The following is a 12,372-nucleotide window of genomic DNA, read 5'->3' as shown; positions in this document are numbered from 1 at the left end:
TATTTGTGTAACGGCACTAGAATGCAAATGCATGATTAAGGAATATAAATCCCTAGTGCTACTTATAATTATAAACTTTTTTATTCTTTAAAGTAGTTTTTTATTCATTACTTGTGTTTTTGACGTCTTGATTTGCGTCAGTAACGTCAGTATTTTCTTCATCATCATTTAAACTGTTGATCTTAGCAATGGCAACAATGTGATCGTTGTTATTTTTTAGAGTAATTAATTTAACACCTTTAGAATTTCTTCCAGTGGTTGAAACTTGTCTTAAATTAAAACGAATAGCAATACCTTCTTTGGTCATAATAATTAGGTCTTCGTCTCCTTTAACAGCAGCAGCGTAAACTAATTCACCCGACTTAGCTGCATTCAGAGCAATAACTCCTTTAGCATTACGTGAAGTTTTTCTAAAGTCTTCAACGTCACTCATTTTTCCATAACCTTCAGAACCCATTGAGAAAATCAATTTTCCTTGGTTTGAAGATGACACCGATACTACACGACTACCTTCGTCTAGTTTAATACCGATTACCCCAGTGGCAATTCTTGATTGCGCCCTGATTTCACTTGCATCAAAACGAGTTAGTCTGTTGTTTGAAGCAGCAACAAAAATTTCTTCGTTTTCTTCTATTATCATTGCTGCAATAAGTTGGTCATCTTCTCTTAGGCCTAGGGCACGTTTTCCGTTTCTATTAATCAAACGATATTCACTTAATCTTGTTTTTTTCAAAATACCATTTCTTGAAGCCGTTAGTAAGTATTTGTTTGAATCATAGTCATTGGTTGAAATAATTTCACGGATATTTTCATCTTTATCCATGTTAGGAAGAATATTGATTATTGGAGTTCCTTTTGCATTTTTGGATGTAGCAGGAATTTCATGTCCTCTTAGCCGGAAGACTTTACCACTTGAAGTAAAAATTAAAAGATCGGTGTGAGTTGAAGTAACGATAATATTTTCAACTTTGTCATCGGCATATGTTTTGGCTGCATTCGAACCAATTCCACCTCGTCTTTGTTCACGATATTCGTCTAAATCAGTACGACGAATATAGTTATTAGCTGAGTAAGTTATAACAATGTCTTTAACTGGGATTAAATCTTCATCTTCTATTGATGATTGTAAATCTCAACGAATTTCACTGCGACGTTTGTCTGCATATTGTTCTTTGATTTCTCTCAATTCTTCAATGATTAGTTGAATTAATTTTTCTTCTGAGTTCAAGATTTCTTTGTATTCGGCAATACGTTTTTCTAACATCGCAATTTCTTCATTCATTTTTTCAATTGCTAAACCTGTTAGCCGTCCTAAACGCATTTCGACAATAGCTTTTGTTTGTGCTTCTGATAATGAAAATCTTTGTGCTAATCTAGATTGGGCTTCAGCATCAGTTTTTGATTTTTTGATAATTTCAATAACTTCATCAATATTTTCGACAGCAATTTTTAAACCATGTAAAATGTGTGCTCTTTGTTCATCTTTTTCTAGGTCAAATTTTAAACGACGTGTAACTACATCTTTTTGGTGGTCGATGTAAACTTGCAATGCATCCTTTAGATTCAATAGTTTAGGCTCATTATTAACTAAAGCAATAGTGTTGATTGAAAATTTAGATTGCAATTGAGTAAGTTTGTAAAGAGTATTTAGAATAACTTCTGGATGGAATGTTTTTTTAATATCAATAACAATTCTGATACCTTCACGGTTAGATTCGTCTCTAAAATCTCCAATTCCTTCAATTCTTTTTTCTTTAACTAATTGACTTATTTTTTCAATGATGTCAGTCTTTTTGATTGCATAAGGTATTTCACTTACAACAATTCTACTTTTACCATTTGCAAATCTTTCAATATGTGCTTTTGAACGAATAGTTACACTACCTCTACCGGTTTTGTAAGCATTAACAACACTTGCTTTGTCAAATAGAATACCACCAGTTGGAAAATCGGGAGCTTGAACTATTTCAATTAATTCATCAATACTTATGTCACTATTTGCTGCTAATGCAATTGCAGCATTGATAACATCTCCTAGATTATGTGGCGGAATGCTTGTTGCCATACCAACGGCAATTCCGCTTGTTCCAGAAACTAATAAGTTTGGAAATCTTGCTGGTAGAACAACAGGTTCTTTTTCAGTGGCGTCGTAGTTATCAATAAAATCAACTGTTTCTTTTTTAATACTATCTACTAGTAGCGAAGCCATTTTAGACATTCTTGCTTCAGTATAACGCATTGCAGCAGCTTCGTCACCGTCGATTGATCCAAAGTTACCATGACCATCGATTAAAGGATAACGAAGTGAGAAATCTTGCGCCATACGCACCATTGCTTCATAAACTGATGAGTCACCATGTGGGTGGTATTTCCCTAAAACTTCCCCGACAATTCTGGCTGATTTCTTGTGTGGCTGGTTAAAAAACATCCCCATTTCACTCATGGCGTAAAAAATTCTACGGTGAACTGGCTTTAGTCCATCTTTAGCATCAGGAAGAGCCCGTGAAACAATAACACTCATTGCATATTCAATAAATGCAGATTTCATTTCCGCAACAAGACTAACAGGTGCAAGTCCATCTTTTTCTTCTTCTAAGATAGCAGATTTAACTTGGTAACCTTCTTTTTCTTGCGGTGGAATTTCTTCTTCATCTTCTTCGACTATTACTTCTTCTTCGAAGACTTTTTTAATCTCTTCATCTTCAGTTAAGTACTTATCGTCGTTAGTTAGTTCATCATTAAGTTTGTCATCATCAAAAGACATAAAAAACTCCTAAATTAATAATTAAATATAATTATTAATATTATACCATAAAGCATCAGAGCTGCTTTTGGGCATAAAAATCTGCAATTTTCGAGAAAAAAGTTACTTTTTAAAGAAAAAAAACACTGAAAATTCAGCGTTTTAGTCAAATTCTAATTCCAAGTAATTAATGTTTTTTCCGCGTGATGACCATTTTTGTTCATATTCTGTCATAATGTTGTCCTTATTTTTATCGCTATTGTGCAAGTCGCGAGTCATATAAGTCATTTTTGCATTAATGGCTTGAATTTCTTCAATTGCAAAATCAAACAAGCTGTCGCTGTCAGTTTTGAAAATTATTTTTGCTCCTGGTTTTAGAATGTTTTTGAATTTTAATAAGAAATTGCGATGTAATAATCTTCTTTTAGCATGACGTTTTTTAGGTCACGGATCTGAAAAAGTTAGATAAATGCGATCGATTTTATTTGCGAATAACTCATCAATTTTGTTAGCGTCTTCAATTAATAACATCATATTTTTTAGTTCCATTTGCTCAATCTTTTTCAAAGCATGAAGAGCAACTGTCGGATATTTTTCACATCCAATGTAGTTGATATTAGGATTTTGTGCTGCCAATTGCGTAATCATTTGACCTTTACCCATTCCTATTTCTAAATATGTAGTTTTGTCCACTCGAATAGGGAATTCCTTGATTTGAAAAGCTGATTGAAAAATAATGTCAGCTGCATCTTTATTATATTTAAGTCTCATATTTAACTATTTTACTAATTTTGTTTTGCTAATGTAATAACATTTAAATATGTTTACAATGAAGAATCAAAATCTCAAAAAATCTAAATCTATCTTAGCTAGCATAATAGCTTTTGCAATTGTAGTTTTCTCAGTAGTAGTTGGAGTGACTTTATTTTTTGCTTTAAGTGGCAAATTGAGTCAAAAAAGTCCAATTTATACACCAGATTATAAGGATAGAATAACTTTTAATGCAAAGTATGACAAAGATGGCAAAATAAATGAAAATTATGATCCTCGCTATTTAACTATTAACGAATGACCATACACCGAAGTTGTTGATAGCACAAATGGTGTAGTTGAGAAGAAATACTTTTTTAACCAAGAAGGAATGAAGGTTTTGGCTCAACAATTTTATCAAAGGGGTGGTTTCAGTGGAGAAATGCGCGAATTAAATAATGTCAACATTAATATCCCTGAAGTTAAAAATCTATCAAATACATCAAATGCTAACGGTTTTTTCGTTCCTGTTTATGAAAATATTTATTTAAGTATTAGTAATTTTATTTATGATTCAAACCATCAAGTACGTAAATTGAGATATCCTTGAACTGATGTCCCAGTTAAAACTAAGGTCGAATTAGTGTTGCCAACTTTAGTACATGAATATATGCACCATGTCACCAATATTTATGCAATGTCAGCCAGAGAAAAAGACACATTATCAAACAATGATGTGTATGAAAATAGCAGTGGCGATAATTATCACGGGCACTCAGCAAGTCTAAAAACAACTAATAAAAAGTTTTACACAGATTTTTATGATTCATTATTCAAGTTAGACAAAATACTAAGACCACGTTTTTGAGACTATCTATCTTCTTCATTCAAACCTATTTATTCTTCATATTCAGCGCACGAGCTTTTCGAAATTGCTAATTCAAAACAAGACAATGAGTCGCTTAACTGAAATTATTTAAATAAGTTTAAAAACAATACATTTAACAACTCGATGGACTCAGCATTCCAATATGCCGACAGCGTTAGCGGTTCAACACTAAATTATTACTTTTCGTTTGATGAATTGTTTGCAAGGGAGTTTTTAAAACTAAGTTTTGCTCCTAAGACTGCTTTGAATGTTGCTTACAATAATGGGTTAAATCCTGGTTTCTATGCCTATGTCAATGGTGCAAATAACGTTTTCATTTCATCGCTTGGAGATGATTTAATGCGTCTTATGTCAATAAATAAATTAGAACAATATAGTTTTCAAGATAATTTTACATATCAAGCCCTAGATGAAAGTAGTGCGAGAATTTACGGTTCAAACTGAGTATTTCCAACACCTTATGCTTGATGGGTTTCAAGAGATGTTGATTCGACTGAGTATCAACTGAAACGCCAAAAATTACTTTACAAGGCTTATCTTGACTTAGTTGGTTATGGGCTTCCAATTAGTCAAATGTCAATTGACACAACTGCCCTAGATGTTGCTTCACAAAGTGATAATTATGATTTATCAGTTTCTAGAAATATAAAAGATAACGAATTATATTTCAATGGATTTTTAAAATTAAAAAGTACTGATCTAGAAAATAAAAACATTGATACTTATATTCAACAATTTAATGCTCAAAACAACAATTACCTTGTTTTTAAAGATGCTAACAGTGATAGTGTAACTAAATTACCTATTGTTCTTAACAAGGGTAACTATCGAACTAAAAAAGACTGGGACTCAATTACTCAAGACTACGGCCCTGAGTGAGTATTGGGTAATGATTATAAAGATTATGTAAGTTATTACACAACAAAACCTTACTTAATAGATAAATGAAATCCGAACAAAAAATTGGAAGCATTCTTCTGAAGAGATGCGAATAATGATAATATAATTCAGGAAAACGAAAAAACTTATTTTGATTACAAACTAGCTAAACAAAGAAATGAAGCAATACAAAGAAGAATAAGCACATACCGTCAATTCTTATGAAAAGAATCAAGATATCAAACATATCAATTAACATACTCAAACGCATTCAATGGTTTAGAATTAAGTAAATATGAATAATAGAGAAGATTTCAACTTTGACTCACAAACTACTCCAGCACCAAGAAGACATCGCTTAAAAAGAGGCGAATTTGTTAACATTCAGTGCTTTAAATATGATGGGCATTTGTATCGTGAGTACAATGGAGTCAAAATAATTGATTTTAACCAAGATTATGTTGCTTGTTTGATGTTGAAAACTAAGGTTGCTGAAGCAACAATTAATTGAGTAGTTAGTGAGCCCACAATATTCATTTTCAGTAAGGAACATTTCTTTAATGCAACTATTTTGTTAAGAGATGAAAAAAAAAATGTTTATGTAAATTTAGCAACGCCTTTCTTCATAGAAGATAAAACAATTAAGTATATCGATTTCGATTTAGACATTAAAACGCACTTAGACCATGATTTCAACGTTATTGACTGACCTGATTTCAAAAATAATATTAGTCAATATAATTATCCAAAAGAATTAATTTATAAAATTTATGATGAACTAGATTATCTATTTTTATTATTTAATTCACGTAAAGAAATTTTTGGTGAAGATTTCATCGATCAATATATTGAAATATTAAAAAAGCAGAAGGACATTTAAGCCTTTCTGCTTTTATTTTAATTTTATTAATTAACCAATAATTTCTAAATCTTCATAATCGAATTCAGTTGGTGTTTTACGTCCAAAGATTTCAATTTCCACGAATGCTCTTTGTGCGACATCATCATTTTTAAGGATAACTCCGTTTTGATCTGTATAAGGACCGTTAACAATTCTAACAATTGTTGACTCTTTAAAAGCTGTTTCAATATTTCCTTTTTCAAATTCTTCACGTAATGATTTTTCTTTTTGTTCCATTTCACGAATTTTGCGATTTGAAATAGGAGTAGGCTTTGCTCCTTTACCACTCGATCCAACTAATCCAGTAACATATTGAGTATTACGCACTAAGTATCAAGCTGGGTCACTCATAATCATTTGTACGAAAATGTATCCCTTGTATAAATTGATATATTTTGGTGTGTATGCCTCACCTTTAGTTTTTTTCTCTAATTCACGGTTTGTTAAGTGTGGAACAGTGAAAATACGAATGTCATTGAAATAGTGACTCATGTTTTCTGTTTCAATTTTGTTTCATAATGTTTCAATAACTTTTTCTTCTTTTCCTGACACTGTTGAGACCATGTATCATTTGTATGAATTTTCTGAACTATCCATATTGACTCCTATAACTTAATTCCAACTGCATTTCATAAGTTTGTAAATAACAAGGTAACAACAAAAAAGAAAATAGCGAAAACAACAACGAACGCAACTGTTAAACCAAATCAAACTCAAGATTTTTTACCACTTGGTCAAATAATTCTTTTGATATCTTTTCTAAAAGCACGAAAGCGTCTTTCTTTTTCTGGTTTTGGTGCTTTAGGTTTTAGTGCTTCAGTGTCTTTAAAATTTTGATTTTTTAGTGGATCTAACATTATTTTTCCTCTTTATGAAGAGTTTTAGCATTGCAATAACGACAATACTTGTTTAATTGCATGCGTTCAATTATTGATTTATTCGTGACATAATTTTTTCTTTTGCAAACATCACATGCTAAATTTATTTTGTTACTTGCTTTTTTCATGGTTTTAATTATAACATAATTAACTAAAAACCACTTATAACTACATCACCAAGTCCTTTATTGAAGCAATTAGCCTGTCTTTTGTTTTTTGAATTAAATATGGTGATATTTTTAGCTCTTGTGACATTATGCGATTGTTGTAATTTTGGTTACAAATGTTTTCAAAAATAGCCTTTTCCTTTTCACTCATATTCAATAACATTGTGAGCTCAAGTTTAAGATTTTTGAGTGAAAAATCTTTTTCTTCGTCGCAAACATCACTGAAATTTTCTTCAAAATCACTCATCGTTATTTCAAAGTTGCGTTTTTTGCCTATTGCCTTTTTTGCTCAATTCATAAACAAAAATTTGATTCCATTAATTAAATAAACATCAAGATACTTGTCATTAGTGTTGCTTAATATTTTTTCAATATCTACTCAACAATTGTGAATTAAGTCTTGTTCGTCAATACCTAATTTGTAAATTTCAATAATCTGTCTTGCGACAAAATTTATCCTTTTTTCTAGCTCTAAAAATTTCTTTATTACTTTCATTTTCTTCTTCATACTTTTATTATGAAAAAAAAGAAAAAAAGTGAGTCCCGATTTTTTCTCACTTTTTTATCATTATTCATTTGGATTATTAGTTAGACAGAAAAGGGCAATCCCTGTTGCTACAGAAGCATTCAGTGACTGAACTGTACCTTTTTGTGGGATATAAATTAGTTGATCACTAGCTTTGATAATTGTATTTGACACACCTTTTTGTTCGTTACCGATTACCAAAACGCTTGGACGATTGAACTTAGTTTTATTAATATCGCTAGCATTCTGGTTAAGTGCAGTTGTGTAAATTCAGTAGCCATTTTGTTTCAATTTTTCAATTGCATTAAACAAAGAAGGAACTTTGATGATATTCATATTAACAAATCCACCAGAAGAAATTTTTAAAGCAACAGGTGTAACACTAGCTGCTCGATCTGTTGGTATCAAAATTCAATTTACACCAAAAACATTTGCACTTCTTATAATTGCACCTAAATTTTGTACATCTTGAATGTGATCTAAAATTAATACATTGTCAGGTTTGTTACGTAACAATTTCTCGAAATCAGCATATTCAAAATCTTTAATAAAAGCAATAACACCTTGGTGATTTTGTTCTGTAATCTTATCTAGTTTTACTTTTGATACTTTTTTAACATTTTTGAATTTGATATCTAGTTTAATATTTTCTTGAATTCAAATTTCAGTAATCGGAAAGTTTTCATTGATAGCATCAATAACGGAGTTACGACCAAAAATAAAGTTTTTCATTAGATTAATTTTCTTTCTTTTAGCACTTCACGAAGTATGTCAGCTTTGTGGTAATCTTTGTTTTCAACCAATTGTTTTCAGTCTTGATACATTTTTTTATCATCTTCACTAACTAAAACATTGGCTACATTGAAACCTAAAAGCTCTAAAACTCTTTTTAGAGTGGCACTGTTTTTTGACTTCATCAGTTCATGTACTATTTTCATTGCAGGAGCGAAATTTAGTTCAGCAACATTGTCAATAACTTCTTTAACCAAAACTTCATCAATTTGCATTGACTCATCTTCTAATTGCATTTTTTTCAGTGATAAATCTATTTTAGAAATCATTTTTTCGTTTGACATCAGTAATTCATCAGTAATGTTAATAGGTTTTGAGTAAGCAGAAGATAGAAAAATCATTCTCAATGTGTCTGCGCTTCAATCTTTTAAAAAGTCTTTAGCAAGAACAATATTTCCTATTGATTTAGACATTTTTTCATTGTTTAGATTAACCGTTCCAAAGTGAATTCATTGTTTAGCTAGTGGGTTATTTGTTAAGGCTCTAAATTGGATATTTTCATTTTCGTGGTGCGGGAATGTTAAGTCAACTCCCCCTGCGTGTATGTCAATAGTTTCATTGCCAAAATATTGATTAATCATAGCAACACACTCTGTGTGTCACCCGGGTCTTCCCTTACCAAAAGGTGAATCATATTTGATGCCAACATTAGTATCTTTTCACAGGGCAAAGTCGACTGAATTTAGTTTATTTTCATCATTATTTTCCGCTTCTAAATTCTCTACAACTTGCCCACTCACTTCACCATAATTTTGACGATTCTTCATAACATCAAAATAAACATTTACTCCACGTTGATAGGCTGATTTTTTGTTGATTAGCTGTTTAATAAAATCAAAAATTATGTCCAGATGGTCTGTGACTTTAGCAATAATATTTGGTTTTTGAATGTTATAAACTTCGAGCATTTTTAAGTATTGGTCTGTGTAATACTCACTAATTTGAGTCTCAGTTTTGTTTTCAAAAATTGCTTTGTTGATTATTTTGTCATCGATATCAGTGATATTGTGTAAAAACTGAATGTTTTGTCCTTGCGCTCTTTGCGCTCTAATCATTAGATCAAAAGTCAAAATTGGTCGCATGTTTCCGATGTGAACGTAGTTATATACAGTTGGTCCACATAGATAATATTTCTTTATATTTTCTTTATTCATAACAAAAATTATATTGTTTTCAATCCAAAAAATATAAAACAAAAATCAATTATTTTTGACCTTTTTTGTTATATTTTTTAGCATGACTTTACAAAACATAAAAAATAACAAGTATTTCACAAGTTACAAAAACTGAGAACGAAAAAGAAAATTGATTTTTTGAGGAGGGATTTTAGCTTTTGTTTTTCTTGTTTTGGCTGCTATATTAAGTTGAAAAGCAGAAACTTTCTTATACATTGAAAACATTGAAAAATTCAGTGCCAAATACAATGGAGACATAGTAAAAGAAGCAATTCATAGTCGTGTTGCGCAGGGTTTAATGAGTCAATTTTGATCTAGCACATACACTTTTACTTACATTTCAAACTTTGCTTTGGCAATTATTTTGATTGCATACGCAATTATTTGAGATAAATCTAAAATTCAAAAAGCATTATTTTTGTCAGTATTAAACATCACTATTACATTCATTATTTTTTGAAGTTTAATATTTTTCCAAGTGATTTTGAAATTCAAAGCAAATAACACAGATAAAACTGTTTTATCAATGTCACTTGTTTCACAGACATTAACTCACTTTGTAAATCCACTGATTGGTATGGTTGCCTTAGTGTTAAGAAGAAAAAGCATTATTTTAACTAAAAAATTACTGTGATTTTCTAATTTAGCTGTGATTGTTTACTACATTTTTGCTTTAGGAATGTTCTACATGGGACAAAATGTCGCTTCTTATGTAAGTCAAAAAATGCCAGAATTGGATGATGTTAATGGTCGTTTAGAATTGGTAATATACGGATTTTTAAATTTTGAAAATCCAATGTTTTACTCAGGAACAAACAAGGGTGTAGTTTTTGCTTTAAATCTAGTGATTATTTTAATGGCATTTTTTGTACCAGTAGGTATCGGTTGAATGTGAAAATTTGCACTTAGAATCAAGTTGCAGCAAAGCTCAAAAACCACAACTAGCAAGCAGTAAAAGCTTGCTTTTGTTTTATTTATAATCTTTTTTTAACTTTTGTGGTGGTGGTATAATTAAAAGCATGACTAGTGCTAAAGAAAAAATTATCGCTTCTATAGAAGAAGCGTTGCAAAAATTAAATATTTCAAAGAAAGTTATTCTTACTGAAGCTAAAGATCATGGGGATTTTGCTTCAAATATAGCTTTAACTTTACAAAAAGAATTAGGAAAAAGTGCAATGGAGGTTGCACAAGAAATCGTAAATAACATTGACAAGAAAAAATACTCAATTAAAGAAATCGAAATTGCTGCTCCAGGATTTATGAATTTCTATGTTGAAAATGAAGTGTTTGCTGATGTTGTTGACATTATTAACAAATTAGGTGAAGAATACGGAAAAGGTACACCTGATTCACTTAACAAAATTAATGTTGAGTTTGTTAGTGCAAACCCAACTGGATTTTTACACATCGGACATGCTCGTAACGCAGCAATCGGAGCAACATTATGTAACGTTTTACAAGCAGCAGGACACCCGGTTGTAAGAGAATACTATGTTAATGATGCTGGAAATCAAATGAACAACTTAGCAGCATCACTATTTGCTCGTTACCAACAAATTTTTGATAAATCATATCCAATGCCTGCAGATGCATATAATGGTGGAGATATTGTTTATTTTGCAGAAGAATTTCATAAAGAATATGGTGACAAATACAAAGGTGCAGAGTATGAACCTAATAGAGCTTTCTTTAGAGAATATGGACGCCAAATAGCACTACGCGAAATTAAAAAAACAATGGCAGAATTCGGAACTTGATTCGATGTTTGATCAAGTGAACAAGAACTATATGACAAAGATATGGTATTTGATGCCATCGGACGTTTAAAAAATGTTTATGAAAAAGACGGTGCTACTTGACTAGCAACTACTGTTGGTGGAAAAGATGATAAAGACCGGGTAATTATTAAAAGCGATAAAACATTCACATACATGTGTGCTGATATCGCTTACCATGAAGACAAACTAAAACGTTTAAACGATCCTAATGGAGTAATCATTGATATTTGAGGAGCAGACCACTCAGGTTATGTAGAAAGAATTAAATATTCAATGCAAGACTTAGGATACCGCGATGATCAAACAATCATGGTTTTATTCCAACTATTACGTGTTGTTAAAGACGGAAAAGAAGTAAAAATGTCAAAACGTTTAGGAACTTCGCTAACTCTAAGAGAATTAATGGACTTAGTTGGAAAAGATCCTATTCGTTTCTTCCTAATCAACCGTTCATACAATTCAAAAATTGATTTTGATATTAACAAGGTAAACGAAAAATCAGAATCAAATCCAATGTACATTATTAAATATGCTCATGCAAGAGCAAATCAATTAATTAAAAATTCAAAATATGCAGATTTTGCTAAAGCTGGAGAATACAGTGAAGATAGTGAAATCAAATTAATAAACGAATTAAAAGAATACCCAGAATTGATTAAAACAATGGCTAAAACATACAAAGTTAACTTGTTGCCTCCATACTTGTTAAACTTAGCTGGAGCCTTCAATTCATTCTATTCAAACGTTAAAATTATTGGTTCAGAAAATGAAGAAAGTCTAATTGCTTTGGCAAAAGCAGCTAAAGTGGTTCTAGCAAATGGTCTAAAACTAATGGACTTAGACATCCCTGAAGAAATGTAATTAAAATAAACCTTCGGGTTTATTTCTTTATAA

12 protein-coding genes are annotated in these 12,372 nt (G+C 30.9%); 4 read left to right on the top strand and 8 right to left on the bottom strand.

The window, feature by feature from the left end:
• Positions 1 to 100: 100 nt before the first annotated feature.
• Together gyrA and trmB are read right to left on the bottom strand one after the other, a co-directional pair.
• A complete protein-coding gene (gyrA, locus tag ACWXVV_RS00125) occupies positions 101 to 2,764 on the bottom strand; it encodes a DNA gyrase subunit A (protein ID WP_455984643.1) in 2,664 nt (887 codons plus the stop codon).
• 141 nt (positions 2,765 to 2,905) lie between these two features.
• Entirely contained in the window at positions 2,906 to 3,514 is a 609-nt protein-coding gene (trmB, locus tag ACWXVV_RS00120) for a tRNA (guanosine(46)-N7)-methyltransferase TrmB (RefSeq protein ID WP_438341621.1), read from the bottom strand.
• 58 nt (positions 3,515 to 3,572) lie between these two features.
• Between trmB and ACWXVV_RS00115 the strand changes: the two genes are divergently transcribed.
• Complete coding sequence (locus ACWXVV_RS00115) at positions 3,573 to 5,564, top strand: MYPU_1760 family metalloprotease (RefSeq protein WP_455984644.1); 1,992 nt, start codon at positions 3,573 to 3,575, stop codon at positions 5,562 to 5,564.
• Entirely contained in the window at positions 5,557 to 6,141 is a 585-nt protein-coding gene (locus tag ACWXVV_RS00110; protein WP_455984645.1) for a DUF402 domain-containing protein, read from the top strand. The genes ACWXVV_RS00115 and ACWXVV_RS00110 overlap by 8 nt, the downstream gene beginning before the upstream one ends.
• A 30-nt stretch (positions 6,142 to 6,171) precedes the next feature.
• On the opposite strand, the gene nusG is transcribed toward ACWXVV_RS00110, so the two are convergent.
• The 6 genes from nusG to cysS are packed head-to-tail and all read right to left on the bottom strand — an operon-like array spanning position 6,172 to position 9,679.
• Positions 6,172 to 6,759, bottom strand: coding sequence for a transcription termination/antitermination protein NusG (gene nusG, locus ACWXVV_RS00105; RefSeq protein ID WP_438341624.1), 588 nt, complete (start codon positions 6,757 to 6,759; stop codon positions 6,172 to 6,174).
• A gap of 8 nt (positions 6,760 to 6,767) precedes the next feature.
• Positions 6,768 to 7,019, bottom strand: a complete 252-nt coding sequence (secE, locus tag ACWXVV_RS00100; RefSeq protein WP_438341625.1) for a preprotein translocase subunit SecE — start codon at positions 7,017 to 7,019, stop codon at positions 6,768 to 6,770.
• The gene (gene rpmG, locus ACWXVV_RS00095) at positions 7,019 to 7,168 is read right to left on the bottom strand and encodes a 50S ribosomal protein L33 (RefSeq protein ID WP_438341626.1); all 150 of its coding nucleotides are present in this window, start codon (positions 7,166 to 7,168) and stop codon (positions 7,019 to 7,021) included. Before rpmG ends, secE begins: the two co-directional genes overlap by 1 nt.
• Positions 7,169 to 7,208: 40 nt before the next feature.
• On the bottom strand, positions 7,209 to 7,715 hold the full coding sequence (locus tag ACWXVV_RS00090; RefSeq protein ID WP_438341627.1) for a hypothetical protein: 507 nt from the start codon (positions 7,713 to 7,715) through the stop codon (positions 7,209 to 7,211).
• A 60-nt stretch (positions 7,716 to 7,775) separates the two neighbouring features.
• Entirely contained in the window at positions 7,776 to 8,465 is a 690-nt protein-coding gene (gene rlmB / locus ACWXVV_RS00085; RefSeq protein WP_438341628.1) for a 23S rRNA (guanosine(2251)-2'-O)-methyltransferase RlmB, read from the bottom strand.
• Positions 8,465 to 9,679 carry a cysteine--tRNA ligase gene (gene cysS / locus ACWXVV_RS00080; RefSeq protein ID WP_438341629.1) on the bottom strand — a complete coding sequence of 405 codons (1,215 nt, stop codon included), beginning with the start codon at positions 9,677 to 9,679 and terminating at the stop codon, positions 8,465 to 8,467. Before cysS ends, rlmB begins: the two co-directional genes overlap by 1 nt.
• Before the next feature lie 82 nt (positions 9,680 to 9,761).
• Here cysS and ACWXVV_RS00075 point away from each other — a divergent pair, with 82 nt between their 5' ends.
• Together ACWXVV_RS00075 and argS are read left to right on the top strand one after the other, a co-directional pair.
• A complete protein-coding gene (locus ACWXVV_RS00075) occupies positions 9,762 to 10,655 on the top strand; it encodes an MAGa3780 family membrane protein (protein WP_455984646.1) in 894 nt (297 codons plus the stop codon).
• A 64-nt stretch (positions 10,656 to 10,719) separates the two neighbouring features.
• Positions 10,720 to 12,339 carry an arginine--tRNA ligase gene (argS, locus tag ACWXVV_RS00070; protein ID WP_438341631.1) on the top strand — a complete coding sequence of 540 codons (1,620 nt, stop codon included), beginning with the start codon at positions 10,720 to 10,722 and terminating at the stop codon, positions 12,337 to 12,339.
• Positions 12,340 to 12,372: the final 33 nt, after the last annotated feature.

The sequence above is a fragment of the Mycoplasma sp. 3392 genome, from assembly GCF_053851755.1.
This window is presented reverse-complemented; position numbering and strand designations above follow the sequence as displayed.